Below are 24825 nucleotides of genomic sequence, written 5' to 3'. Positions count from 1 at the left end.
TCAGAGGCCGCTTCGCACGCGCTCCGCGACGACCCGGTCCATCTGGCTCTCGCTGTCGGCAAGTCCCGCCGCGACACCCTCGCGGTCGGCCTCGTTGCGGTTCTGGCTCATCTTCTCCTTGCCCTCGATCCGCGTGATCGGAAGGCGGAGGCCGACGATGCCGCGAAGCTGCGCGCGGATGAAATTCTCCGGCGCATCGTCGACTCGCCAGCGCTCGCTTCGTGGCTGCTCGTAAAGGTCTGTCAGGCGGGTGACCGCATCCAGCAGCCGATCCGGGTCGTCGAAGAACTCGACAGGGCCGTAGGCATGGACCGCGACGTAGTTCCAGGTCGGAACGACCTTCCCCGTCTCCTGCTTGGTCGCATACCAGGACGGCGTCACATAGGCGTCCGGCCCCATGAAGATCGCCATCGCGTCTCCTTTCACCGGTTTCTGCCACTGCGGATTGGGCCGGCCGACGTGCCCGTAAAGCGTGCCGAATTCGCCCTCGGCCGCATCGAGGATCAAGGGCAGCGGGGTGGCGATCAGTCCGTCCGACGCCGCCGTTACGAGATTGGCCAGACGGCAGGCGCGGATGTGATCGTGGATATCCGGGAGGTCCTCGATGACAAAACGTGGCGGAATGTACAACGGGATCTCCTAGGCTGCGCGACGCGGAACTGAGGCGAGCACTTCCGCCAGCAGCTTGATGCCCGGCGCGATTTTCTCATTGGCGATCGCGGCGAAGCCGAGCCGGATGAAACCACGTCCCGCCGGGGGCGTCACGAAGTGCACCGTGCCCGACTCGATCAGGACGCCACGCGCCATCGCCGCCTTCTGCAGCACGCCAGCATCGACACCTTCCGGGAGCCGCAGCCAGAGCGCGGAACCGCCGGTCGTCATCGTCACGCCGCATCCCTGGAGCTGGCGTTCGATCTCTCGCAGGATCGTCTTCCATTTGGCGGAGAGCGTGTCACGCTGGCGGCGGATATGGGCATCGAAATGGCCATCGGCCAGGAAGATCGCCATCGACCGCTGATCAAGCGCGGACGGGTGGCGGTATTCGAGGCGGCGCAGCGCGCGGAGCTCGCGGATCACCGGCGGCGGCGCGATGACGAAGCCGAGGCGCAGCCCGGGGAAGACCGGCTTCGACAGGCTACCGATATGCATCACGCGTCCGGCGCGGTCGAAGCTCTTCAGCGCCGGATGCTGGGGACCGACATAGTTCAGTTCGTGCTCGTAATCGTCCTCGACGATCAGGAAGTCCTCACGCTCGGCGGCCTCCAAGAGAGCAAGGCGGCGCTGCATGGTGAGGGTAACGTTGGTCGGCGCCTGGTGGCCGGGCGTGACATAGACCAGCGCGCAACCGTTCAGCCCTTCCTGGATCTTCAGCCCATTGGAGTCGACGCTCTGCGGAACGATCTCGGCACCATGCGCGAGGAAGATGTTGCGGGCGTCGACATACCCTGGCTCCTCGACGCCGACCCTGGTCCCCGGCCCGCACATCAGGTTGGCGATCAGATAGACCGCGTTCTGCGCGCCGACCGTGATCAGGATCTCGTCCTCGCGCGCCCGGAAGCCACGCTTCGGCAGCATGCGGCGGATGATCTGATCGATCAGCATCGGATCATCCGCGTCGATGAGATCGCCCATCCACGCCTGCGCGTTGCGGGCCGAGCCGGCCTGGCGAACGCAATCGCGCCAGCGGCTAACCGAGGTCTGGTCGGGCGAGACCTGCCCGTACACGAAGGGATAGGGATAGTCGCGCCATGCCGGCTTGACGATGTTCGACTGCCGTGACGGGCTGATGCGGAAGCGCTTTTCGAAATCGACCGGCTTCGCCGCATGGGGAAACATCGCCGCGGACCGATCGTCGACACGAACGTTCAGCTGTTCGCGGACATAGCGTTCGTTGACGAAATATCCGCGCCGGTTGACCGGTGTCAGGTAGCCATCCTCGGCCAGCCGCTCGTAGACCAGGGTCACCGTATTCCTGGAGACTTTCAGAGTATTGGCGAAGCTCCGGGTTGCCGGCAGCGGCTCATAAGGCGACAGAGCGCCGTCGAGGATCGCCTGGACGATCCTTTCCTGGATCTGCTGCTGCAATGCCCGCCCGTGATCGAGCGGATTTTCAAAGAAACGCTCCAGCATATCGACGCTGGCTCCATAGAATTCAAACTCTGGCTCTAACGAGTTTCGTCCTGCGAAATAGCATTTCCGACGGCTGTCACGAAACTCTCATCTGAGAGGCTTAGGGCGCTCAACACGCGCCCGAGGGATCGGCCGCATTCCGCTGGAGACTCCCATGTCCGCTTCCAAGTTCAACCTGCCGGTCGATCGCCGCACCGTCCTCAAGGGATCGGCTGCCGCGGCGGCGGCCGTTGCGATGCCCGCGATCGTCAGCCCGAGCGCGCTCGCCTCGTCGGGCGAGATCAACATCCTGATGTGGTCCGACTACCTGCCGGACAGCTTTCAGAAGAGCTTCACCGACAAGACCGGTATCAAGATCAATTTCACCGGCATCGGTGACAACGACGAAATCCTGAACAAGATGAAGGCCACCAACGGCCAGGGCTTCGACATCGTCACCCCGACCGTGAACCGCAATCCGCTCTGGAAGGACCTTGGCCTGCTTCAGCCCTTCGACATGAAGAAGGTGGCGATCGACAAGGTGAACCCGGCCATGGCGCTGGGCGACAAGTTCTGGAACTTCGGCAAGGGCACAACCTGGATCCCGCACATCTGGGGTACGGAAGGTGTCGCATGGCGCACCGACAAGTTCACCCCGGCCGGCGAGTTCCCGTCCTATTACGACGTGTGGGATGAGGCGAACGCCGGCAAGACCATGGGCCGCGCCCATTCCTCGATGCTCGGTCTCGGCCTCGGCATGGAGCGCCGCGGCGAACTCGCTCCCGGCTCGATCTGGTCGGCCTACGAGACTCCCGAGAAGATGAAGGAAGTCTGGGGCAAACTCACCGAGACCGCGATCAAGAAGAAGAAGAACCTCAAGCTGATTTGGAAGGATGCCGACGCGCAGAAGAACGGCCTCCTGAACGAGGGTGTCATCGTCGCGCAGACCTGGGACGGCCCTCCGATCGCCCTCAAGACGGCCGGCGAGCCGGTCATGTACCGCGCGCCGGTCGAAGGCGCGATGGCCTGGGTCGACGGCATGTCGCTCCCGGTCGGCGCCAAGAACATCGATCAGGTCTACGCCTTCATCGCGGCCTGCTACGATCCGGAGCTCGCCGGCACGGCAATCAAGACGCACGGCTACAACTCGCCGGTCATCGGCGCCGACAAGTTCGGCGGCGAGGTCTACGCGAAGAACTTCGCCGACGCCTATCCGGGCGACGCGCTGTCCAAGCTCAACCCCTGGCCGGCCGAGGCCAAGTGGTACAGCGAAGCCCGTACCGAGTTCGTGAACAAGTTCATGAGCGCCTGAGCTGGGGGGCTCAGTTCGCGTGTGAAAGGAAGCGCGCCGTGTCACACACGCGGCGCGCTTCTTGCCTTTTAGGGGTGCGGGTGCAGGGGCTCAGTTCGGTATGACCAAGGATGTCGCGCTTGACCACGTCACGATCCGGTTCGGGTCGCATACGGCGGTCGACAACGCTCTGCTGACCATTCAGGGCGGCGAATTCTTTTCCTTCCTTGGTCCGTCCGGCTGTGGAAAGACCACCCTGCTCCGCTGCATCTCCGGCTTTATTGAACCGACCGAGGGCCGCGTGCTGATCGGCGGCAACGACATGCGCCGCGTCGGCCCAAACAAGCGCCCGACCGCGCTGATCTTCCAGAACCTCGCGCTGTTTCCGCTGATGTCCGTCGCCGAGAACATCGCCTTTCCGCTCGAAGTTCGTGGTGTCGGCCGCAAGGAGCGCCGCCGCCGCGCCGACGAACTGCTCGACCTGATCGCGCTGCCGGGTGTCGGCGACAAGAAGGTCTATGAGCTCTCCGGCGGCCAGCGCCAGCGCGTCGCCATCGCCCGCGCTCTTGCGGTGGAGCCGGACATTCTGCTCCTCGATGAGCCGCTGTCGGCGCTCGACCTCAAGCTTCGCCACCACATGCGGACGGAGCTTCGCTCCATCCAGAAGCGCGTCGGCCTGACCTTCATCTACATCACCCACGATCAGGGTGAGGCGCTGACCATGTCGGATCGCGTCGCGGTGATGAGCGCCGGCGTGGTCCAGCAAATCGACGTGCCCGAAGTGATCTACGACCGGCCCCGGACAGCCTTCGTTGCCTCTTTTGTAGGCGAGACCAATGCGATCTCGGGCAAGGTAGCGTCGCAGAGCGGCGGAGATGTCGTCGTCGACACCCCGATCGGCATGCTGCCCGGCCGGGCCAGCGGTGGGCGTAGTTACGCGCCGGGCGATATCGTCACTTTGTTCATCCGGCCGGAGCAGCTTGCGGTTGGCGAGGCCGCGAATGCTCCGTCGATTTCATGCACCGTCGTAAAGGAGGAGTTCGAGGGCAGCGTCCGCAACCTCTTCCTTGAGGACAAGGGCATTCCGCTGCGGTTGTCGCGGGTCAACAGCGGCAGCGAGGGGGCACCGCTGGTTCCCGGCCAAGTCGTTAAGGCCTCGTACAATCCCGAGAAGGCGTGGGCGCTCCCCGCCACGCCGGAGGCCTGACCGTGGACCGTCTGAAATCGGTCTTCGACGAATTCGTCAGCCGTCACGGCATCGGCGTCGCGCTCTTTATCAGCCTCACCGTCCTCGTCTGGGTGCTGGTCCTCATCGCGCTGCCGCAGGTCGCGATGCTCGATTATTCGTTCCGGCACAATCTATCGCCGCAGGACATTGGCGGGCCGCAGGACGTCTACACGCTATCGAACTACGGCTTCTTCCTGTTCCGCGACGGCAGCGGCACGAACACGCTCGACATGGGCGTGCTCGGCAAGACGATCCTCGCCTCCGTCCTCGTGACGATCATTGACGTCATCGTCTGCTACCCGATCGCCTTCATCCTCGCCCATTCCGCGACCGGTGTGGCGGCCCGGCTGATGATCCTCGGCCTCATCGTGCCGTTCTGGGTCAACGAAATCCTGCGTGCCTTCGCCTTCCGCGTGATCTTCGGCGCGACCGGCCTGATCAACGGTGTCGGCATGTCGCTCGGTTTCTGGGACGTGCCCATAGATTTCATCCGAGCGAATGTCGCGCTCTATTCCGGCCTGACCTACACCTACATCCTGCTGATGGTGTTCCCGATCTACAACGCGGTCGAGGCGCTCGATCGCAACCAGATCGAGGCCGCGCAGGACATGGGCGCGAGCTGGTGGAGGGTCCATTGGCGGATCGTGCTTCCGGTGGCCAAGCCCGGCATCGCGTCGGGCGCGACCATGGTGTTCATGCTGACCGCCGGCGCTCTCGCCGCGCCGCAAATCCTCGGCGGCCCGTCCAATCTCTGGTTCACGCAGCTCGTCTATCAATGGTTCAGCGACGCCGGTAACTGGCAACGCGGCTCCGCCTATGCCGCGATCCTCCTCGTCACCTGTCTCGGCTTCGTCCTGCTGATGATGAAGGTGTTCAAGGTCAATATCGGGGCGATCGGCCGATGAGCGCCTCGACCCTTCGCGGCCAGACCTTCTCCGTCGGCTATTCGCTGCTGTTCTTCGGCTTCCTGTTCGGGCCGCTGATCATCATGACGATCACGGCCTTCAACTCCTCGTCGTTCCCGCGCATCTCGCCCTGGGAATGCTTCACGACGGAATGGTTCGGCGTCCTCGTGAACGACCGCCGCCTGATGGGCGGTCTGGTCAACAGCATCATCATCGGCGCGGGCGTCGTGGCGCTGTCGGTTCCGGTCGGCCTCGCCGGCGCGCTGGCACTTGCCGAGATCGGGCCGAAGCTGCGCTCGGCGCTCTACACCGTGCTGATCACGCCGATCCTCATTCCAGGCGTCGTGCTCGGCATCTCGACCATCGTATTCTGGGGTCATATCGGCCGCCAGCTCGGCTTCGGCTACGACTCGGTGTTCTTCAACGGCATGTTCCTGACCATCGCCGGTCAGGTCACGTTCATCTCCGCCTATGCCATGCTGATCTTCAGCGCACGGCTGCAGCGCTTCGACCCGACTTTGACCGAAGCCGCGCTCGATCTCGGCGCCACGCCGGGCCAGGCCTTCCGCAAGATCATGCTGCCGTTCCTCCGGCCGGCGATCCTGTCCGCCGCGTTCCTGACGCTGCTGGCCTCGTTCGAGAACTACAACACGACAGTCTTCACGATCCTCGCCCAGTCGACCTTCACGACGGCGCTGGCCTCGAAGGTCCGCTACGGCATCGACCCGTCGCTGTCGGCGCTGGCGGTGATCATCATCGCGGTGACGCTCATCGGGGCGATGATCCAGGAAGCGCACACCCGCCGCCGCGAGGCCATCGTGACCGGGCGGGCCTCGCGCTCCCGACTCTACGGCAATCCGATCGGCCGCTTCGTCGCCCATCCGGCAACGATCGGCCTTCTCCTGATCGCGCTTGCAGCCGTCGCGATCTGGCGCGGCAGCCTGCACGACGCGACGGTCTGCAAGCAGGAGGTCATCGACGAGAAGCGCGCCAACCAGCAGCGCTTCCTGGAAGAGCAGCAGAAGCGGATGAAGCAGAACGCGCCCGCTCCGCAGCCAGCACAGCCCGGCGCGCCGCAGGGAACAAAGAATCCATCGCCGTTCGGCGGCGCATTCGGGAACGTCGCGCCGCAATCGCCCGACGCTGCGCCTCCCGGGCCACCGCCGGCGCAGAATCCTTCTCCGTTCGGCGGGGCATTCCAGGGTCTGTCGCCGCCGAAGCAATGAGCCCGTGTTCCGGAGCGACGCGAAGCGGCGAGCCCCGGAACCGATACTCCGCAGCGTCTCGCTTCCATCATCAGCACAGGGGTTATGGGTCCCGGACAGCGGCTTTGCCGCTTCCGAGACGCACCCCTCAGATGAACGACTCGACCGCGCCCGAACCGCCAAGCAGCAGCGCCGCGAGCAATCGCGCGCCCTTGGCCACGTCCTCTTCCCTGGCGAATGCGCCGATCGACAGGCGGACGGCCTCGACCGGGTCCGACCCGACGGCGAAGGTCTCGCCTGCAACCGCGGCCACGCCGACGCGGCGGGCGGCGTCGGAGAAATCGCGGCCGGTCCAGCCCTTCGGCAGACTGAGCCAGGCGTGATGTCCTTCGGGGTCGGCCTGCAGGTTTTTCTCTCCGAGGGCCGCGATCAGAACCGCCTGACGGCGGGCGCTTTCAGCGCGCACCGCGGCTGTGATTTTCCCAAGGGTTCCTTCGAGAATCCAGGTCGAGGCGATGCCCGCGTTGATCGGTGGCGCCATCACCGAACCGCCGTGGAGCTCGCCTTCCAGCATCAGAGCACCGACGACGCTTGGTGCCAGCACATAGGCCACGCGAAGAGCCGGAGAGACGGCCTTCGAGAGACTGGCGATATGCCAGGTGCGGTCGGGAGTGTGGGCCGCGATCGGCTGGAGCGGAGCCGAGGGGAGAGCCCCGTAGGCGTCATCCTCGATGATCCAGAATCGGTGGCGGACTGCCAGGTCGGCGAGCTTTTTCCGTACAGTGTCCGACAAAGTCCGGGTTGTCGGGTTGTCCATGGTCGGGACTGTGTACAGAGCCTTCGGTTTGTCTTGCAGACAAACCTGCCGCAACCGTTCGAGGTCGAGATAGCCGAACTCGTCGGCGATCGGAACGATCTTGACCTTCAACTGCTCGGCGATCCACTTCATGCCGGGATAGATGACGGCTCCCGTCAGGAGCACGTCGCCCGGATTCAGCAGGAGGCGGCAGACGCTCCAGAGCGCCTGCTGGGCGCCGCCAGCGACGAGCACGCGATCCTCGCTCGCATGAGGAATTCGGGCCGATAGCCAGGTCGCCCCGGCGGCCCGGTCCACGATTGCTCCGCCACGTGCCTGATAGTGAAGACGCGCCGCCGCGTCGGGGCCGTGCAGCACCTGCGCCATCGCCTCCGCGAGCATTTCTCCGAGAGGGAGATCACGTGGAACGGGCGGCATGTTCATGCCGAGATCGATGACCGGGGCCGGCAGGGAATTCGTCTTTCCCGGAGCCGCAATGGGAGCGGCTTCCTTGACGAAACTGCCGCGCCGGGAGTTCGCCTCGATCAAGCCGTCGCGGCGCGCCACCGCATAAGCGCGCGTCACCGTGGTCAGGTCGACGCCGAGCGCCTTGGCGAGATCGCGCTGCGGCGGCAGCCGGTCGCCCGGCCGCAATTTGCCGGTCCTTATGTCACCTGCGAGCGCACTCGAGATCGCGAGATATTTCGGCCCAGGCAGGCTTTCGAGATCTGGGACCCAGACATTCATTCCACACATCCATGCATCATTGACATTGCATGCTTATATGATGCATACAATCTCCATACAAACAACCCATACGACAGTGGGTACGACAATGTATGCCAATAACCAACGAGCCATGCACGAAGCTGTGCACTCGAGTGCACTTCCATGCACAGAAGAGAACCAGGCGCAGGGCGACTGGCCCTATCTGCCACCGGCACGGACCGGCATCGCCGGCCGATGCCCGCGATGCGGCCGCGGGCATTTGTTTGCCGACGGCTTCATCAAGCTCGCGCCGCGCTGCGAGATCTGCGGGCTCGATTATTCCTTCGCCGATCCGGCCGACGGCCCGGCCTTCTTCGTGATGATGTTCTTCTGCGTTCCGGCAGCCTTTCTCGGTTGCTGGCTGGAAGTGTCATGGAGCGCGCCCTATTGGCTGAACGCGGCGATCACCCTGCCCTTCCTGCTGGCGACCTGCCTCCTGCCGCTTCGACCTCTGAAGGGCTGGCTTGTGGCAAGCCAATACTTCTACAAGGCGGAAGAAGGGCGGCTCGTCCCGGTTTCGGACGACGAGCCGCACTGAATCCGTGACCCAGGTGCCGGCGCCACTCCGAAGGCGCATTCGCGCCGGAGAACAGCATGACGTCCCGCTCCCTGCCGCTGACCCACGCTCTGCTTGCGATCGCGACCGTCGCAATCTGGGGCACGAACTTTCCGATCATGAAGGTCGCGACGGAGCAGATGCCGCCGCTCCTGATCGCGGCGCTGCGATTCCTGTTCGTCCTGTTCCCGGCGATCTTCGTTTTCAAGCGGCCGAAGGTGCCGTGGCGGCTTATGGCGGCCTATGGCCTGCTGATCGGCGTCGGCCAATTCGGCCTGATCTATATCGCGGTCTCGGGCTACATCTCGCCCGGCCTCGCCTCGCTCGTCATCCAGACGCAGGTCTTCTTCACCATCATCCTGGCGATCCTGATCACCCGTGAGCGGGTCCAGCCCTATCAATGGGCGGGCCTGGCACTGGCGACCATCGGCGTGGTCGTGATCGGACTGCATACCGGCGGCGACACGACGATCGCGGGCCTCGTGATGGTCCTCGTCGCGGCGCTGAGCTGGGCCGGCGGCAATATCGCCAGCAAGGCGAGCGGGCGCGTTAACATGATCGCCTATGTCGTCTGGACCAGCATCTTCTCGATGCCGATCCTGTTCGTCCTCGCTTTCGTCTTCGAGGGCTGGGACCTGATCTCGACCAGCATCGTGACCGCCGATGCGGCGACCTGGGGCGCCGTACTCTGGCAGAGCTTCGGCAATACCCTGTTCGGCTATGCCTGCTGGTCGTGGCTCCTGTCGCGCCATCCGGCGGCGACGGTCGTGCCGATGGCGCTGCTCGTGCCGGTATTCGGCATGGGCGCGTCGACGATCTGGCTGGGAGAAAGCCTGCCGGCCTGGAAGCTCGCCGCAGGCGCGCTCGTGATGAGCGGTCTTGCCATCAGCATGCTGTGGCCGAGGCTGCGCCCGCAGCAGGCGGGCGCAGCGTCTTGAGCGTCAGTGGCTGATCATCCACGGGCGGCTGGACGGGAAGCTCTTCGAGCCGTCCTTGCCGTAGAGCGTCATCCGGCTCTTCTTGCCGGTGCAGCAGCCGCAATTCGCTCCGTGTCCGAGGGACTTGGAGCTTTTCGGGGCGTTGGCGCTCCGCTCGTTGGTTGCGAACGCCGTGCGGCGGCTCGAATCCATGTTCGCGAGCATCGGCGCCGTCAGCATGACGCGAGGAGCGTCGGTTCCGCATTCCGGACAGGCGTGCGGATCGGCGTACTCGGCCATGGGGCGAAGTGCGGCGAACGGGCCGCACTCCTGACAGGCATATTCGTAGACCGGCATCTCAAAGATCCGGAGCCAGCGGAACCTGGATCGAGCCGTCGATGAACTTCTTCGGTCCGTCGGCGCCAGGCATGACGTCGAAGTCGAAGATTTCCGTCGGCAGCCACAGGGTCGCACAGGCGTTCGGGATGTCGACGACGCCCGAAATGTGACCCTGTACCGGAGCCGTACCGAGGATGGCATAGGCTTGGGCGCCCGAATAACCGAACTTCTTCAGGTATTCGATCGCGTTCAGGCACGCTTGGCGGTAGGCGATGTGGACGTCGAGGTAGTGCTGCTTGCCGCCCTCGTCGACCGAGATGCCCTCGAAGATGAGGTAGTCGTTGTAGGTCGGCTTGATCGGCGACGGCTTGAAGATCGGGTTCTTGATCCCGTACTTCGCCATGCCGCCCTTGATCAGGTTGACGCGCAGATGGAGCCAGCCCGCCATTTCGATGGCGCCGCAGAAGGTGATCTCGCCGTCGCCCTGGCTGAAGTGCAGGTCGCCCATCGAGAGACCGCCGCCCGGGACATAGACCGGGAAGTAGCAGACGGAGCCGCGCGACAGATCCTTGATGTCGCAGTTGCCGCCGTGCTCGCGCGGCGGAACCGTGCGGGCGCCCTCGGACGCGGCCTTGTCCTTCGCGTCGCCCTGCATGCGGCCCATATGCGCGGTCGGCGCGTAAGGCAGAGTGGCGAGCGCGGGAACGCGGTTCGGATCGGTGTCGTAGAGCGCCTTCTCACGGGTGTTCCACTCGGCCAGCATCTTGTGGTCAGGCAGGCAGCCGATGAGGCCCGGATGGATCAGGCCGGCCCAGCTGACGCCCGGGACGTGGCGCGACTGCGTGAACATGCCCTTGAAGTCCCAGATCGACTTCTGGGCTTCCGGGAAATGGTTGTCGAGGAAGCCGCCGCCGTTCTTCTTCGAGAAGAAGCCGTTGAAGCCCCACATGCTGTCCTGAAACGCGCCGACGTCGAGGAACTCGACGACCATCAGGTCGCCCGGCTCCGCGCCCTTGACGCCGACCGGACCCGACAGGAAGTGCACCTGCGAGAGGTCGACGTCGCGGACGTCGGACGCGTCGTCGTCGTTCTTGATCTGACCACCGGTCCAGTCGACCGTCTCGATGATGAAATCGTCGCCGGGGCTCACCCATTCCACGATCGGAATATCGGGATGCCACCGATTGTGGATCTTGTCGTTGTCGTATGCGGAACCGTTCAGATCGACCTTGATCAGAGTGTCAGCCATCTTCTTCCCCTTGAACCCTGTACATTTCCCCAGTGCGGACGGCCGGCGCGTTAGACCGACAGGTAGCTCGCGACCTTCTTCTCATCGACGGACGCACGGTCGTCCTCGCGGACGATCGAACCGTTCTCGATGACGAGGATGCGGTCGGCGATGTCGAGCGCGAAGCTCAGCACCTGTTCGGACACGACGATCGACAGCCCTTTCTCGTCGCGGATTTTCTTCAGCGTGCGGCCGATCTCCTTGATGATCGACGGCTGGATGCCCTCGGTCGGCTCGTCGAGGAGCAGGACCTTGGGCTTGGACGCCAATGCGCGGGCGATGGCGAGCTGCTGCTGCTGACCGCCCGAGAGGTTGCCGGCGCGCCGGCTTTTCATTTCGAGCAGGACCGGGAACAGCTCGTAGATGTCGCCCGGGACCTCCTTGTCGCCGGTGACGGTCAAGCCCGTCTCGACGTTCTCCTTCACGGTCATCGTCGAGAACACCATGCGCCCCTGCGGGACGTAGGCGATGCCCGAGGCGACGCGTTCGTAGCTCTTCATCGTGGTGACGTTGGTCTCGCCGACCTTCACCGCGCCGCTCTTTGTTGGAACGACGCCCATCAGCGACTTCATCAGCGTGGTCTTGCCCATGCCGTTGCGGCCCATGATCGCGACGATCTCGTTGGGCTTCACGTCGAAGGACAGGCCGTGCAGCACTTCGCTCTGGCCGTAGGCGACGTGCAGATCCGATACATTCAGCATAGCGATCGCCCCTCAGTGTCCGAGATAGACTTCGACGACCTTCGGGTCGTTCTTCACGCGGTCCATCGTCCCTTCCGAGAGCACCTTGCCCTGGTGGAGCACGGTGACCTTGTGGGCGATGTCCTCGACGAACTTCATGTCGTGCTCGATGACGATGATCGACCGGTTGGCGATGATCTTGTTGAGCAGTTCGGCAGTCTTCACGCGCTCGGAGACGCTCATGCCGGCGACCGGCTCGTCGAGCATCAGGAGATCCGGGTCCTGGATCAGCAGCATGCCGATCTCTAGCCATTGCTTCTGGCCGTGACTGAGGAATTCGGCGCGCTCGAACAGCTTGTTCTCCAGGAAGATCATCTCGGCGACCTCCTGCACGCGTTCCTTCACGGCCGCGTCGCGGCGGAACGTCAGTGCGCCGAAGACCGAGCGGCCCTTCGGATAGGAGATTTCGAGGTTCTCGAAGACCGTCAGGTCGTCATAAATCGACGGGTTCTGAAATTTCCGGCCAACGCCCGCCTTGACGATGCTCGACTCGCTCATCCGCGTCAGTTCCTGGTTCCGGAACTTGATCGAGCCCGAAGTCGCCTTGGTCTTCCCGCAGATGAGATCGAGCACCGTGGTCTTGCCGGCCCCGTTGGGGCCGACGATGACGCGGATCTCGTGTTCGTCGACGTAGAACGACAGGTCGTTCACCGCCTTGAAGCCGTCGAAGGAGACGGTCAGCCCTTCGACCGCGAGGAGGAAGTCTGGAGCCATCTGGTCGGAGATGACACCGTTCACGGGTGCTGCGTTCATGGCGTTATCTCCTCACTCGGCCGGGCTGCCCTGGGGCAGTGCACCATTGGTTTCATCAGACTTCTTGCCGGTGAGCTTGCCGAGGCGCGGCTCGACATAGCTCTGGTAGAGACCGGCGAGGCCGTTCGGGAAGGCGAGCACCACGGCGATGAAGAGGCCGCCGAGACCGAGCAGCCAGAGTTCCGGGAAGCTCTCGGAGAACGAGGTCTTGGCCCAGTTCACGAGAAGCGTTCCGTAGATCGCGCCGAGGATCGAGAGGCGGCCGCCGACGGCGGTGTAGATGACCATTTCGATCGAGGGCACGATGCCGACGAAGCTCGGCGACATGAAACCGACCTGCAGGGCGAACATCGCACCGCCGATGGCGGAGAAACCGGCCGCCAGACAGAACACGAAGATCTTGAAGCCCGCGACGGAGTAACCCGAGAACCGGACGCGATCTTCCTTCTCGCGCATGGCGACGAGGATGCGGCCGAGCTTCGAGTGCTTGACGAAGTAGGCGATCAGGACGCAGCCGAGCAGCAGACCCGCGTTGACAAAGTACAGGATGTACTTCGCGTCGTCGGTGCGGATGTCCCAGCCGTTGAGCGTGCGCAGGTCGGTGATGCCGTTGATGCCGCCGGTGTAGCCCTGCTGGCCGACGATCAGGATGGTCAGGATCGCGGCGATCGCCTGCGTGATGATGGCGAAGTAGGTGCCACCGACACGACGGGTGAACATCGCGAAGCCGATGATGAAGGCGAAGAACACCGGCACCGCGATGACCAGGATGATCGTCATCGGCAGTGACCGGAACGGCTCCCAGAACCACGGCAGCGCGGTGATCTGGTTCCAGTCCATGAAGTCCGGGATACCGGGGGTGGACTGGATCTTGGTGTTCTCGACGCTCGATGCCTCGAGCTTCAGGAACATGGCCATGCAGTAGCCGCCGAGGCCGAAGAAGATGCCCTGGCCGAGGCTGAGAATGCCGCCATAGCCCCAGCACATAACTAGGCCGAGCGCGACGAAGGCGTAGGTGAGGTACTTGCCGACGAGGTTGAGGCGGAAGCCATCGACCGAGAGCGGCAGGACCACGAGGATCAGAGCCGCGACGATCGCGACTCCGATCCACTCGGAGCGGGAGAGGAAAGCTGTGGACTTCATGGCGCCCTCCTCAGCGACGGACTTTGAGGGTGAACAGACCCTGAGGCCGCAGCATCAGGATGCCCACCACACCAAGCAGCGTGAGAACCTTGGCCATCGAACCGGAGAGGAAGAACTCCATGGTCGACTGGGCCTGCGAGATGGTGAAGGCCGAGGCGATCGTGCCGAGCAGGCTGGCCGCGCCGCCGAAGACCACCACGAGGAAGGTGTCGACGATGTAGAGCTGACCAGAAGTCGGACCGGTCGAGCCGATCATGGTGAAGGCGGAGCCCGCGACGCCCGCGATGCCGCAGCCGAGCGCGAAGGTGTAGCGGTCGACCTTCTCGGTGTTGATGCCGACGGCGCCCGCCATGATGCGGTTCTGCACGACCGCGCGAACCTGCTTGCCCCAGCGCGAGCGATACATCAGCAGCGCGACCACGATGGTGATGACGGTGGTGAGGCCCATCACGAACAGGCCGTTGATCTGCACCTCGACGGAATCGGTGAGCGCGATCGAACCCATCATCCATTCAGGCAGTTCGACGCCGACTTCGCGCGGGCCGAAGAACGAACGGTAGAGCTGCTGCAGGATGAGGCTGAGGCCCCAGGTCGCCAGCAGGGTGTCGAGCGGCCTTTTGTAGAGATGCCGGATCATCGCCCATTCGATGAACATCCCGAGCGCGCCCGAGGCGAGGAAGGCGAGCCCCATCGCGACGAAGAAGTAGCCCCCGAAGAGGCTGGGCAGGTAGTTCAGGAAGAACTGAGAGGTGAAGTAGGTGACGTAGGCGCCGAGAATCATGAACTCGCCGTGCGCCATGTTGATCACGCCCATCTGGCCGAAAATAATCGCCAGTCCGAGCGCCATCAGCACGAACACCGAGAACAGGATGAGGCCCGCAAAGCCCTGCATCACGAAGATGGAGCCTAGCTCCGCCAAGGAATAATCCGAAAACATCGTGCCCTCCCGCGTGCCCCGCAGCACGCCTCAGCCCCCGAAAAGAAAGCCGGGCGGGGTGCGATCATCGCATCCCGCCCGAGCGTCAGATCACTGATAGCCAGCCGGGAAGGGGTTCGGCTCGATGAGGTCGGCCGTCTCGTAGACCACCTTGAACTGGCCATCCGGCTGGACCTGGCCGACACGGGCCTTCGACCAGAGGTGGTGGTTCTTGTGGATCTTGACGTAGCCTTCCGGCGCCTTGGTGAACTCGATGTCGGTCGAGGCCTCGGCGATCTTGTCGACGTCGAAGCTGCCCGCCTTCTCGACGGTCATTTTCCAGAGCCACGGACCGAGATAGGCCGCCTGCGTGACGTCGCCGATGACCGTCTTCTCGCCCCACATTTTCTTGAATTCGGTGACGAATTCCTTGTTGTTCGGATTGTCGAGCGACTGGAAGTACTTCATGCAGGCATAGGCGCCCGTGATGTTCTCGCCGCCGATACCGTCGATCTCGTCTTCCGTGACCGAGATGGTCAGGAGGGTCTGCTTCGACAGGTCGATGCCGGCCGCCTTGAGCTGCTTGTAGAAGGCGACGTTGGAGCCGCCGACGACCGCGCAGTAGATCACGTCGGGCTTCTTCAGCTTGATCTTGTTGATGACCGAGTTGAACTGGGTGTGGCCGAGCGGGAAGTACTCTTCGCCGGCGACCGAACCACCGAGGTGGGCCTCGATGTGCTTGCGGGCGATCTTCATCGACGTGCGCGGCCAGATGTAGTCCGAGCCGATCAGGTAGAAGCTCTTGCCGCCCTTGGTCTTGTTGACCCAGTCGAGGCCGGCGAGGATCTGCTGCGTGGCTTCCTGACCCGTGTAGATGACGTTCTTCGACTGCTCGAGGCCTTCATAGAAGGTCGGATAGTAGAGCATGCCGTTGTACTGCTCGATGACCGGCAGCACCGCCTTGCGCGAGGCCGAGGTCCAGCAGCCCATGATGGCCGCGACCTTGTCCTGGACGAGGAGCTTCTTGGCCTTCTCGGCGAAGGTCGGCCAGTCGGACGCGCCGTCTTCCTGGATGAACTTGATCTTGCGGCCGAGCACGCCGCCCGCGGCGTTGATCTGCTCGATCGCGAGCTTCTCGGCCTGCACCGAACCCGTTTCGGAGATGGCCATCGTGCCGGTGACCGAATGCAGGATGCCGACGGTCACTTCGGTGTCCGTGACGGCAAGACCCGTCGTGTTGATCGCCGAAGTGGCCGGCGCCTGGGCGAATGCAACCTTCGGCATGAGAGCGGCTGCCGGGATGGCGGCCATTCCCATGAGAAGCTTGCGGCGGAGTTGCGACTCCGGACCGAACTTGTTGTCGTCTGACATATAGGTACCCCCTGTGAACGAGGCCTCCGACCTCATTGCGGGGAATGGTGTTCGGGTTCTGCAAGCACCGGTATACGTCGTTTAACGTATGTCGCGGCACGGGGTTAACGCCCAGAGTTCACATGCATCTCCGTTGGAGCGGGGTGGCGCCGGACCTGCGGCGCCACCCCGCATTTTGTCGTGGCCGTGAGGGGCTTGGGTTGCGTACGGAACGGAATTTGCAGAGTGCGGCGCAAGGATCGGGGGCAGGGAACTTCGGGGACGGGATGTCGGGGCGCCAGCGCATCGTCAGGGTGCGGCGACAATACAATCAGTGGGTCGCCAACCAGACGCTTGAGGATTTCGCTCTACGCTTCACCGCGGAGCGCGCCCGCACATGGTCTGCGCTGCGCGTCGGGCATACCGCCCTTGCCGCGATATCGTTCCTAGCGCTCGAGGCCATCGGCGGCGCGATCACGCTGAACTACGGCTTCACCAATGCGGTGGCCGCGATCCTCGTCGTCAGCGTGCTGATCTTCCTGACCGGCGCGCCGATCAGCTATTACGCGGCGAAGTACGGCGTCGACATCGACCTGCTCACCCGCGGCGCGGGCTTCGGTTATATCGGCTCGACGATCACCTCGCTGATCTACGCGAGCTTCACATTCATCTTCTTCGCCATCGAGGCCGCGATCATGGCGGCGGCGCTGCAGATGTGCTTCGGCCTGCCGCTGCCCCTCGGCTATGTCATCTCATCGCTCGTGGTCATCCCGATCGTGACGCACGGCATCACCTGGATCACGCGGTTTCAGGTCTGGACGCAGCCGATCTGGGTCGCGCTGCATATCCTGCCGTTTCTGTTCATCTTCTGGAAAAACCCGGAGGCCGTTCGCGAGTGGATGAAGTTCCCGGACGAGGACGGCGGCGGGTTCAATCTCGTCCTCTTCGGAGCGGCATCGGGCGTCGTGTTCTCGCTGATCGCGCAGATCGGCGAACAGGTCGACGTGCTGCGCTTCCTGCCGCGCGCCCGCAAAGGCACGCATGTGAAATGGTGGCTCGCGCTGTTCACCGGCGGCGCCGGCTGGGTGGTGCCGGGCATCGTCAAGATGCTGATCGGATCCTTCCTCGCGGTGCTCGCCGTCGCACAGGGCTTCGAGTTCGAGGAGGCCGCGCAGCCGACGGAGATGTACCTCGTCGCGTTCAAATACGTGACGTCGTCACCCGACCTCGCGCTGCTGCTGATGGTCGTTTTCGTCGTCCTGTCGCAGCTCAAGATCAACGTGACCAACGCCTATGCCGGCTCGATCGCGTGGTCGAACTTCTTCTCCCGGCTGACCCACAGCCATCCCGGCCGCGTCGTCTGGCTCGTCTTCAACGTCGCGATCGCGTTGCTCCTGATGGAGCTCGGCATCTACCGGGCGCTGGAGCAGACGCTCGGCCTCTATTCGGTCGTCGCCGTCGCTTGGGTGGGCGCGCTGGTGGCGGACCTCGTCGTCAACAAGCCGCTGGGGCTCAGCCCCAAACACATCGAGTTCAAGCGGGCGCATCTCTACGACGTGAACCCGGTCGGCGTCGGCTCAATGGTGCTCGCGAGCGTCGTCGCGCTCGTGGCTTTCGGCGGCACGTTCGGGGAGGTGCCGCAGGCGCTTGCTCCCTTCATCGCGCTCGGTACGGCGTTCGTCGCGAGTCCGGTCATCGCGATCGCGACGCGCGGCCGCTATTACCTCGCCCGCGAGCCCCGCGCCGACTGGAGCGGCCGCAGGACCATCCAGTGCTGCGTGTGCGAACATTCGTTCGAGCAGCAGGACATGGCCGCATGCCCGGTCTATAGCGGACCGATCTGTTCGCTCTGCTGTTCGCTCGACGCGCGGTGCCACGACGGCTGCAAGCCGCATGGCCGGCTGAACGAGCAGATATCATCGCTCGTCCACATGTTGATGCCGGCGAGGATCGCAGCCAAGCTCGACAGCGGTGTCGGCCGTTTCATCGGCCTGTTCGTCTTCAGTACCGGGGTGATGGCCTCGGTGCTCGCGCTCGTCTATTTCCAGGCGACGATCAACGCAACCGACCAGAAGCTGATCATAGGCAACACGCTCTGGGCCGTGTTCTTCCCGCTGACGATCATCGGCGGCATTGCCTCCTGGCTGTTCGTCCTCGCGCACGAGAGCCGCCGCGTCGCCGAAGAGGAATCGGCGAGCCAGACCCGCCTTCTCTTCCGCGAAATCGAGGCGCACGAGGAAACCGACGCGCAGCTCCAGAAAGCGCGCGACGTCGCCGAAGCCGCGAACCAGGCGAAGAGCCGCTACGTCATCGGCATCGGCCACGAACTCCGGACGCCGCTGAACGCGATTCTCGGCTACGCGCAGCTCATGGAGCGTGACGAGGCGGTGCCGCAGCATCGCCGAGGTGGGGTCCGCGTGATCCGGCGTTCGGCGGAGCATCTGTCTGGCTTGATCGACGGCCTGCTCGACATTTCCCGGATCGAATCCGGGCGACTGCAGCTCAGCCGCGACGAGGTCCGGCTGCCGGAATTCCTCGACCAGATCGTCGAGATGTTCCGCCTCCAGGCGCAGACGAAGCGGCTGGAGTTCCGCTTCACCAGGCCCGACCAGATTCCGCCGGTCATTTCGACGGACGAGAAGCGCCTTCGGCAGATCCTGATCAACCTGCTGTCGAACGCGATCAAGTTCACCCAGCAGGGCGAGATCGCACTGACCCTGCGCATGCGCAGCGGTGTCGCCGAGTTCGAGATTTCGGACACCGGGCCGGGCATTCCCGAGGCCGATATCGAACGCGTTTTCGCGCCGTTCGAACGCGGCCATGGCCTCGATCCCGAAGTCACGCCCGGCATCGGCCTTGGCCTGACCATCACCCGCCTGCTGTCGGAGATCATGGGCGGCGAGATCACGGTCAAAAGCATCGTCGGCAAGGGCACGGTCTTCACCGTCCGCCTGCTGCTGGCCGCCGTGAACAATCCGAGCCTGCAGCTCCGTCCGCGCCGCAAGATCACCGGCTATCTCGGTCCGCGCCGCACCGTCGTCGTCGCCGACGACGATGTCGCCCATCGCGACCTGATGCGCGAAGTGCTGGTGCCGATCGGCTTCACGCTGCTGACCGCACCGGACGGTCCGTCCTGCCTGTCACTGGTCGAGGATTGCGATCCGGACCTCTTCATCCTCGACATCGCGATGCCCGGAATGACCGGCCTGCAACTCGCGGAGAGACTGCGGGCGGCGGGCCACAAGCAGGCGCCGATCATCATGGTCTCGGCTAACGTCACCGAGCAGCGCCAGGCGATTCCCGGCGATAACCACGACGATTTCATCCCGAAGCCGGTCGATATCCAGAAACTGCAGGACCGCATCGCCGCGCTGATGAAGCTCGAATGGATCCATGAGAGCGCCGAGCCGATCATGGTGCCGACGGGTCGGGCGGACGCCCACACCGTCACACTCGGCCGCAGCGACATCGACGAACTCAAGCGTCTCGGCAGCATCGGCTACATTCGCGGCATCGAGGCGAAACTGGCCGAACTCGAAGAGACATATCCGGAGAGCAAGCCGTTTGTTGACGATCTCGCCACCCACGTCCGCAACTTCGACCTACGCCGCTACATGTCAGCCCTCGAAAGCGTCCCCGGTGAGTGACACGAGCCATCCCCGCGACATCGTTCTGGTCGTCGAGGATTCGGCGGACAATCTCGGCATGCTGACAAACGTGCTGGACGAGGCCGGCATGACCGTCCTAGTCGCGGTCGACGGCGATTCGGCCCTGAAACTGGTCGAGCAGGTGACGCCCGACATCATCCTGATGGACGCGGTGATGCCGGGGAAGGACGGCTTCGAGACCACCCGCCTATTGAAGCAGAGCGAGACGCTGTCGCACGTTCCGGTCGTGTTCATGACCGGCCTGACCGAAACCGAGCACATCGTTCGCGGACTGGAGGCGGGCGGCGTCGACTACATCACCAAGCCGGTGGTTCCGGACGAGCTTCTCGCCCGCATCCGCGTGCACCTGGCCAATGCCCGCGCCGCGCAGAGCGCCCGCGTCGCGCTCGACGTGACCGGCCGCTTCCTGCTCGCGGTCAGCGCGGGCGGCGAGCTGCTGTGGGCGACGCCGCAGGCGCGTCGTCTGCTCGGCTCAGCCGCGCTGGGGCGGTCCAGCCAGCAGGCGCTGCCTCTCGCCGTCCGCGTCTGGATCGGGCAGGCGACCCGCTCGGCGAGCGCGCCGGCGCAGATCAGCGCCGATATCGAGGGCCGCCGCCTGCAGATCTCGTTCCTCGCCCGGACCGGTCCGGACCAGTTCATGCTGCGTGTCGCCGAGGAGAGCTTCGTTCTGCCGGAGACGACTTTGAAGGAGCGGCTGGGCCTCACCGCCCGCGAGGCTGAAGTACTGGTCTGGGTCGGCCGCGGCAAGTCGAACAAGGACGTCGCCGAGATCCTCGGCCTCAGTCCGCGCACCGTGAACAAGCACCTCGAGCAGATCTATTCGAAGCTCGGCGTCGAGAACCGCGCCTCTGCCGCCGCGATCGCGGTCAGGACCCTGACGCAGGACCAGATCGACTAGCCCGGATCGGCGTCCACGCCCTTGGGGCGTTGCGGCAGCGGGTAATAGTCGAGCCCGTTGCCGACTTCGTCGATCGACAGGAGCGCCTTTCTCGGAAGCGTTTTCCAGACGGTCCTGGTCTTGTCGTTCTCGATATTGCCGGTGTCGAGCCGCACCTTGCCGGTCGAGAAATTGGCGCTCGTAGTGGTCATCGCACCAGTGTTGCGCCTTACGGTACTCTCCTCGAAGCCGATCAGCTCGAACCGGCCGTTCTGATAGCGGAAGGTGAGCGTCGCATTACTCATGTCCCAGCCGCCTGCATTCGCGAACAGGCCGAGCGAGATCGAGAATGCGCCGCGCGCGATCGTCGGCGCCGTCGTGTTGTCGAACGCATCGTCGAGCGTGGACTGCTCGTGGCGGGGAATGAGCGTGTGGTTCTGCAGGACAAGCAAGTAGGGCTTGCCCTCGCCACCCGCGAACGCCACCGCGATCATGCGCGGATTGGTGTTCAGCTCAGGCGGCCCGAAGCTGTCGTTCTTCAGCACGTTCGTCGGATCGTTGTCGCGAAGGACGAGAAGCAGGTCGGCGAGGCCGTCCTTGTTGAGGTCGCCTTCCGACCTGGTGTCGATCAGCCAGCCCTCAGGCACGAAGCCGTTCGCGTCGGCGGATTGCGCCGGCAGGACGGGATACTGGACCGGCGGAATCTCAGCCTCCTGTGCCCAAGAAAAATTTACGGCGCAGGCAAAAGAAAAAATCGCACCGGCGACGATCAGCACCCTCTCCGATTTCATTAAACCAAGTCCCCGCAAGCAAAATCCGACTTGAAAGCTTTGTCTGCACAGAGATGAGGATGGTTCAAGGATATGGGGGGAAATACGGATGTTTTAACCACTCTCCGTTAAGCCTAACGCCGGGCTAACGCTCCGCAAAATGGAGCTTCCGGGGAAACTAACATGTTGGCATTATTTCGCGGGTTGAAGGGCAAGTTCCTTCTCAATGGCGTCGCTGCGGCCGTACTGACCGCTATCGTAGCCATCGTCGGCATCTGGACCGTCGACCAGCTCCTGGTCGCCTTGAAGAAGGGTGAGATCGCCTCGCAGGCGATCCGCAATCACATGGCCGCCGATATGATGCACGACGCGCTTCGCGCCGACGTGCTCTCGGCGTTGCGTGCCGGCAAATCCGGATCGAAGGCCGACAAGGCCGACGTCATGAAGGAGGTCGCGGAGCATATCCAGACCTTCAAGGAGAGCGTCGCCGCCAACCTTGCCCTCGACCTTCCTCCCGCCATCAAGGCTGAACTCGACCAGGTCAAGTCGCCCCTCGATTCCTATGCCTCGACGGCCACCTACGTCGCCCAGCTCGGCGTGGACGACCCGGCCGCAGCCGAAGGCAAGCTCCCCGCATTCCTGAACATCTTCGGTCAGCTCGAAACCGCGATGGAGAAGGCGTCCGAGACCATGGAAACGGTCCTCGCCGAGCAGACCGCCAAGGATGCCGCGCTCGCGGCGCAAGCGATCAACATCATGATCGCGGCGCTCGTCGCGGGCGTGGTCATTTCGCTCGGCATGAACTTCCTGACCGGCCGCTCGGTCATCGCCCCGCTCGGCAAGATGACGAACGCGATGTCCGCGCTCGCGGGCGGCGACACTTCAGTCGAGGTGCCGGCCGTCGGTCGCAAGGACGAGATCGGCGCCATGGCCGCCGCCGTCGAGGTGTTCAAGCAGAACGCCCTCGCGGTCGGTGCGCTCGAACAGGAACAGAAGGCGCAGAAGGAACGCGCCGACGCCGAACAGCGCGCCGCGCTGATGCAGATCGCCGACGCTTTCGAGGCGGAGGTGCTGGGCATCGTCAACGCCGTCTCCAGCGCCGCCGAGCACCTTGAGAAGAACGCGGCCTCGATGAGCTCCGCCGCCGAAGAGACGACGCATCAGTCGACCGCCGTCGCGGCAGCCGCCGAGCAGGCCACGAACAATGTGCAGACCGTCGCCAGCGCGGCCGAGGAGCTGACCACCTCGATCCGCGAGATCGCCGAGCAGGTGACCTCCGCCGCCCGCGCCACGTCGAGCGCGACCGACCAGGCCACGTCGACGGTCGCGATCGTCCAGACGCTGACCACCGCCACTCAGCGTATCGGCGAAGTGCTGAACCTGATCCGCGACGTCTCGGAGCAGACGAACCTCTTGGCGCTCAACGCCACGATCGAGGCCGCCCGCGCCGGCGAGGCGGGTCGCGGTTTCGCGGTCGTCGCCCAGGAAGTGAAGCAGCTCGCGGCCGAAGCCTCGAAGGCAACCGAGGAGATCAACGCACAGATCCAGGCCGTTCAGTCCTCGACCACCGAGGTCGTCTCGGCGATCTCGACGATCAGCGGCACGATCAAGAACATCGACCACATCTCGACCGCCATCGCCGCCGCGATCGAGCAGCAGGGCGCCGCCACCACCGAGATCGCCCGCAACATCGCCGAGGCGTCGAGCGGCACCCAGGAAGTGTCGTCGAACATCGTCGGTGTGACGCAGGCGGCGGGCGATACGAGCCGCGTCTCGGCGGAGATCGTCGATGCGGCGGTCGACCTCGCCAGGCAGGCCGACGGGCTGCGCAGCCAGGTCGGCTCGTTCATCGGACGCCTCAGGGCCGCCTAACGGCGCGTTGCCGACCGACCCCCGGGGGTTTAGAAGACGCCGCAGAGACGGCGTCTTCCTTTTTTGCGCCGCAGCCCCAGCTCTCATGACCCTGATCCGCCAGTTCGCTTCGTATTACGCTCCGTACCGGGGCCTGTTCGTGCTCGATTTCGGCTGCGCGGTGCTGTCGGGGCTGCTTGAGCTCGGCTTCCCGATGGCGGTGAAGCTGTTCGTCGACGAGCTGCTGCCGAACCGCGACTGGACGCTGATCCTCATCGCCGCGGTCGGCCTTCTGGTCATCTATGTGATCAATACCGGGCTGATGGTGGTGGTGACCTATTGGGGTCACATGCTCGGCATCAACATCGAGACCGAGATGCGCAGGAAGAGCTTCGACCATCTGCAGAAGCTGTCGTTCTCGTTCTTCGACAACCAGAAGACCGGCCATCTGGTCGCCCGCGTCACCAAGGACCTGGAGGAGGTCGGCGAGGTCGCCCATCACGGGCCGGAGGACGTCTTCATCGCGGTGATGACCTTCATCGGCGCCTTCGTGCTGATGGCGAGCGTCAACCTCGAACTGGCGCTGATCACCGGGCTGATCGTGCCGATCGCCGCGGTGCTGACCAGCCGCTACGGCAATCGGATGACGCAGAACTTCCGGGCGCTGTTCAGGAGCGTCGGCGCCTTCAACGCCCGCATCGAGGAGAATGTCGGCGGCATCCGCGTCGTCCAGGCCTTCGCCAACGAGGACCATGAGCGGGCTTTGTTCGCGCAGGACAATGCCCGCTACCGAGAGACCAAGCTCAACGCCTACCGGCTGATGGCCGCCTCGACCTCGCTCAGCTATCTCGGCATGCGGCTGGTCCAGGTCATCGTCATGGTCGCCGGCACCTGGTTCGTCATCCAGGGCGAGCTGACGCAGGGCGGCTTCATCTCGTTCCTGTTGCTGGTGACGGTGTTCTTCCGGCCGATCGAGAAGATCAATGCGGTCTTGGAGATCTATCCCAAGGGCGTCGCCGGCTTCCGCTCCTATCTCGACCTGTTGGCGACCAGGCCCGACATCGCCGACCGGCCCAATGCCCGCGCCGTCTCCGGCCTCACGGGCGACATCCGCTTCTCCGGCGTCAGCTTCGGCTATGGCGACGGCCGGACCGTGCTGAACAACATCGAGCTGTCGATCAAGGCCGGCGAGACGATCGCTTTCGTCGGCCCGTCCGGCGCCGGCAAGACCACGATCTGCTCGCTGTTGCCGCGGTTCTACGAGCCGACCGCGGGATCGATCTCGATCGACGGCATCGACATCCGCGACATGACGCTTTCATCGCTCCGGAGCCAGATCGGCATCGTCCAGCAGG

General features: G+C 64.2%; 21 protein-coding genes. 10 read left to right on the top strand and 11 right to left on the bottom strand.

All coding sequences use genetic code 11. The annotated features are described in order from the left end of the window. Positions 1-630, bottom strand: a complete 630-nt coding sequence (locus ACFPFW_RS03275; RefSeq protein WP_114957434.1) for an FMN-binding negative transcriptional regulator — start codon at positions 628-630, stop codon at positions 1-3. 9 nt (positions 631-639) lie between these two features. Next, positions 640-2130, bottom strand: coding sequence for a MocR-like pyridoxine biosynthesis transcription factor PdxR (gene pdxR / locus ACFPFW_RS03270; protein WP_114957433.1), 1491 nt, complete (start codon positions 2128-2130; stop codon positions 640-642). A 154-nt stretch (positions 2131-2284) separates the two neighbouring features. Between pdxR and ACFPFW_RS03265 the strand changes: the two genes are divergently transcribed. The 4 genes from ACFPFW_RS03265 (at position 2285) to ACFPFW_RS03250 (ending at position 6759) form a co-directional block, all read left to right on the top strand. Continuing rightward, positions 2285-3421 carry an extracellular solute-binding protein gene (locus ACFPFW_RS03265; protein WP_114957432.1) on the top strand — a complete coding sequence of 379 codons (1137 nt, stop codon included), beginning with the start codon at positions 2285-2287 and terminating at the stop codon, positions 3419-3421. A gap of 100 nt (positions 3422-3521) precedes the next feature. Then, a complete protein-coding gene (locus tag ACFPFW_RS03260) occupies positions 3522-4607 on the top strand; it encodes an ABC transporter ATP-binding protein (protein ID WP_114957431.1) in 1086 nt (361 codons plus the stop codon). Positions 4608-4609: 2 nt separating this feature from the next. Then, complete coding sequence (locus ACFPFW_RS03255) at positions 4610-5533, top strand: ABC transporter permease (RefSeq protein ID WP_379769405.1); 924 nt, start codon at positions 4610-4612, stop codon at positions 5531-5533. Continuing rightward, the gene (locus ACFPFW_RS03250; protein WP_114957430.1) at positions 5530-6759 is read left to right on the top strand and encodes an ABC transporter permease; all 1230 of its coding nucleotides are present in this window, start codon (positions 5530-5532) and stop codon (positions 6757-6759) included. Before ACFPFW_RS03255 ends, ACFPFW_RS03250 begins: the two co-directional genes overlap by 4 nt. Before the next feature lie 127 nt (positions 6760-6886). On the opposite strand, the gene ACFPFW_RS03245 is transcribed toward ACFPFW_RS03250, so the two are convergent. Further along, positions 6887-8281: an aminotransferase-like domain-containing protein gene (locus ACFPFW_RS03245; RefSeq protein WP_162799710.1), complete on the bottom strand. Its 1395-nt coding sequence runs from the start codon at positions 8279-8281 to the stop codon at positions 6887-6889. A gap of 112 nt (positions 8282-8393) precedes the next feature. Between ACFPFW_RS03245 and ACFPFW_RS03240 the strand changes: the two genes are divergently transcribed. Together ACFPFW_RS03240 and ACFPFW_RS03235 are read left to right on the top strand one after the other, a co-directional pair. Further along, on the top strand, positions 8394-8840 hold the full coding sequence (locus ACFPFW_RS03240) for a DUF983 domain-containing protein (RefSeq protein ID WP_114957428.1): 447 nt from the start codon (positions 8394-8396) through the stop codon (positions 8838-8840). A 56-nt stretch (positions 8841-8896) separates the two neighbouring features. Beyond that, on the top strand, positions 8897-9796 hold the full coding sequence (locus tag ACFPFW_RS03235) for an EamA family transporter (RefSeq protein WP_114957427.1): 900 nt from the start codon (positions 8897-8899) through the stop codon (positions 9794-9796). A 3-nt stretch (positions 9797-9799) separates the two neighbouring features. On the opposite strand, the gene ACFPFW_RS03230 is transcribed toward ACFPFW_RS03235, so the two are convergent. From ACFPFW_RS03230 to urtA, 7 genes are all read right to left on the bottom strand, one after another. Then, positions 9800-10132 (bottom strand): FmdB family zinc ribbon protein, encoded by a 333-nt coding sequence (locus ACFPFW_RS03230; protein WP_114957426.1) that lies wholly within the window; start codon positions 10130-10132, stop codon positions 9800-9802. 1 nt (position 10133) lies between these two features. Then, on the bottom strand, positions 10134-11363 hold the full coding sequence (gene fmdA / locus ACFPFW_RS03225) for a formamidase (protein WP_114957425.1): 1230 nt from the start codon (positions 11361-11363) through the stop codon (positions 10134-10136). A gap of 50 nt (positions 11364-11413) precedes the next feature. Next, a complete protein-coding gene (urtE, locus tag ACFPFW_RS03220; RefSeq protein WP_114957424.1) occupies positions 11414-12103 on the bottom strand; it encodes an urea ABC transporter ATP-binding subunit UrtE in 690 nt (229 codons plus the stop codon). Between the two features lie 12 nt (positions 12104-12115). After that, complete coding sequence (urtD, locus tag ACFPFW_RS03215; RefSeq protein WP_114957423.1) at positions 12116-12895, bottom strand: urea ABC transporter ATP-binding protein UrtD; 780 nt, start codon at positions 12893-12895, stop codon at positions 12116-12118. 12 nt (positions 12896-12907) lie between these two features. Next, positions 12908-14038, bottom strand: coding sequence for an urea ABC transporter permease subunit UrtC (gene urtC / locus ACFPFW_RS03210; RefSeq protein WP_114957422.1), 1131 nt, complete (start codon positions 14036-14038; stop codon positions 12908-12910). A 10-nt stretch (positions 14039-14048) separates the two neighbouring features. After that, complete coding sequence (gene urtB, locus ACFPFW_RS03205; RefSeq protein ID WP_114957421.1) at positions 14049-14975, bottom strand: urea ABC transporter permease subunit UrtB; 927 nt, start codon at positions 14973-14975, stop codon at positions 14049-14051. 90 nt (positions 14976-15065) lie between these two features. Beyond that, positions 15066-16325, bottom strand: coding sequence for an urea ABC transporter substrate-binding protein (urtA, locus tag ACFPFW_RS03200; RefSeq protein WP_114957420.1), 1260 nt, complete (start codon positions 16323-16325; stop codon positions 15066-15068). 266 nt (positions 16326-16591) lie between these two features. Between urtA and ACFPFW_RS03195 the strand changes: the two genes are divergently transcribed. Then, on the top strand, positions 16592-19951 hold the full coding sequence (locus ACFPFW_RS03195; protein ID WP_114957419.1) for a hybrid sensor histidine kinase/response regulator: 3360 nt from the start codon (positions 16592-16594) through the stop codon (positions 19949-19951). Then, complete coding sequence (locus ACFPFW_RS03190; protein ID WP_114957418.1) at positions 19944-20870, top strand: response regulator; 927 nt, start codon at positions 19944-19946, stop codon at positions 20868-20870. Before ACFPFW_RS03195 ends, ACFPFW_RS03190 begins: the two co-directional genes overlap by 8 nt. Here the strand turns inward: ACFPFW_RS03190 and ACFPFW_RS03185 are convergent. Then, entirely contained in the window at positions 20867-21640 is a 774-nt protein-coding gene (locus ACFPFW_RS03185; protein ID WP_162799709.1) for a hypothetical protein, read from the bottom strand. The genes ACFPFW_RS03190 and ACFPFW_RS03185 overlap by 4 nt on opposite strands. Before the next feature lie 162 nt (positions 21641-21802). Here ACFPFW_RS03185 and ACFPFW_RS03180 point away from each other — a divergent pair, with 162 nt between their 5' ends. Next, positions 21803-23491: a methyl-accepting chemotaxis protein gene (locus ACFPFW_RS03180; RefSeq protein ID WP_114957416.1), complete on the top strand. Its 1689-nt coding sequence runs from the start codon at positions 21803-21805 to the stop codon at positions 23489-23491. Positions 23492-23576: 85 nt separating this feature from the next. Continuing rightward, a partial coding sequence (locus tag ACFPFW_RS03175; protein ID WP_379769394.1) for an ABC transporter ATP-binding protein occupies positions 23577-24825 on the top strand: 1249 nt, incomplete at its 3' end.

This window comes from Flaviflagellibacter deserti (assembly GCF_042652085.1).
Taxonomy (GTDB): Bacteria; Pseudomonadota; Alphaproteobacteria; order Rhizobiales; family Methylopilaceae; genus Flaviflagellibacter; species Flaviflagellibacter deserti.
Note: the sequence above shows the minus strand (reverse complement) of the source record. Positions and strands in the feature narration are given on the sequence as shown.

What these genes read in the sequence shown, in the direction of transcription:
- pdxR (WP_114957433.1), bottom strand. Translation starts at nt 2,130, where the DNA reads ATGCTGGAGCGTTTCTTTGAAAATCCGCTCGATCACGGGCGGGCATTG.
- ACFPFW_RS03265 (WP_114957432.1), top strand. Translation starts at nt 2,285, where the DNA reads ATGTCCGCTTCCAAGTTCAACCTGCCGGTCGATCGCCGCACCGTCCTC.
- ACFPFW_RS03260 (WP_114957431.1), top strand. Translation starts at nt 3,522, where the DNA reads ATGACCAAGGATGTCGCGCTTGACCACGTCACGATCCGGTTCGGGTCG.
- ACFPFW_RS03250 (WP_114957430.1), top strand. Translation starts at nt 5,530, where the DNA reads ATGAGCGCCTCGACCCTTCGCGGCCAGACCTTCTCCGTCGGCTATTCG.
- ACFPFW_RS03245 (WP_162799710.1), bottom strand. Translation starts at nt 8,281, where the DNA reads ATGAATGTCTGGGTCCCAGATCTCGAAAGCCTGCCTGGGCCGAAATAT.
- ACFPFW_RS03240 (WP_114957428.1), top strand. Translation starts at nt 8,394, where the DNA reads ATGCACGAAGCTGTGCACTCGAGTGCACTTCCATGCACAGAAGAGAAC.
- ACFPFW_RS03235 (WP_114957427.1), top strand. Translation starts at nt 8,897, where the DNA reads ATGACGTCCCGCTCCCTGCCGCTGACCCACGCTCTGCTTGCGATCGCG.
- ACFPFW_RS03230 (WP_114957426.1), bottom strand. Translation starts at nt 10,132, where the DNA reads ATGCCGGTCTACGAATATGCCTGTCAGGAGTGCGGCCCGTTCGCCGCA.
- fmdA (WP_114957425.1), bottom strand. Translation starts at nt 11,363, where the DNA reads ATGGCTGACACTCTGATCAAGGTCGATCTGAACGGTTCCGCATACGAC.
- urtE (WP_114957424.1), bottom strand. Translation starts at nt 12,103, where the DNA reads ATGCTGAATGTATCGGATCTGCACGTCGCCTACGGCCAGAGCGAAGTG.
- urtD (WP_114957423.1), bottom strand. Translation starts at nt 12,895, where the DNA reads ATGAACGCAGCACCCGTGAACGGTGTCATCTCCGACCAGATGGCTCCA.
- urtC (WP_114957422.1), bottom strand. Translation starts at nt 14,038, where the DNA reads ATGAAGTCCACAGCTTTCCTCTCCCGCTCCGAGTGGATCGGAGTCGCG.
- urtB (WP_114957421.1), bottom strand. Translation starts at nt 14,975, where the DNA reads ATGTTTTCGGATTATTCCTTGGCGGAGCTAGGCTCCATCTTCGTGATG.
- urtA (WP_114957420.1), bottom strand. Translation starts at nt 16,325, where the DNA reads ATGTCAGACGACAACAAGTTCGGTCCGGAGTCGCAACTCCGCCGCAAG.
- ACFPFW_RS03195 (WP_114957419.1), top strand. Translation starts at nt 16,592, where the DNA reads ATGTCGGGGCGCCAGCGCATCGTCAGGGTGCGGCGACAATACAATCAG.
- ACFPFW_RS03185 (WP_162799709.1), bottom strand. Translation starts at nt 21,640, where the DNA reads ATGAAATCGGAGAGGGTGCTGATCGTCGCCGGTGCGATTTTTTCTTTT.
- ACFPFW_RS03180 (WP_114957416.1), top strand. Translation starts at nt 21,803, where the DNA reads ATGTTGGCATTATTTCGCGGGTTGAAGGGCAAGTTCCTTCTCAATGGC.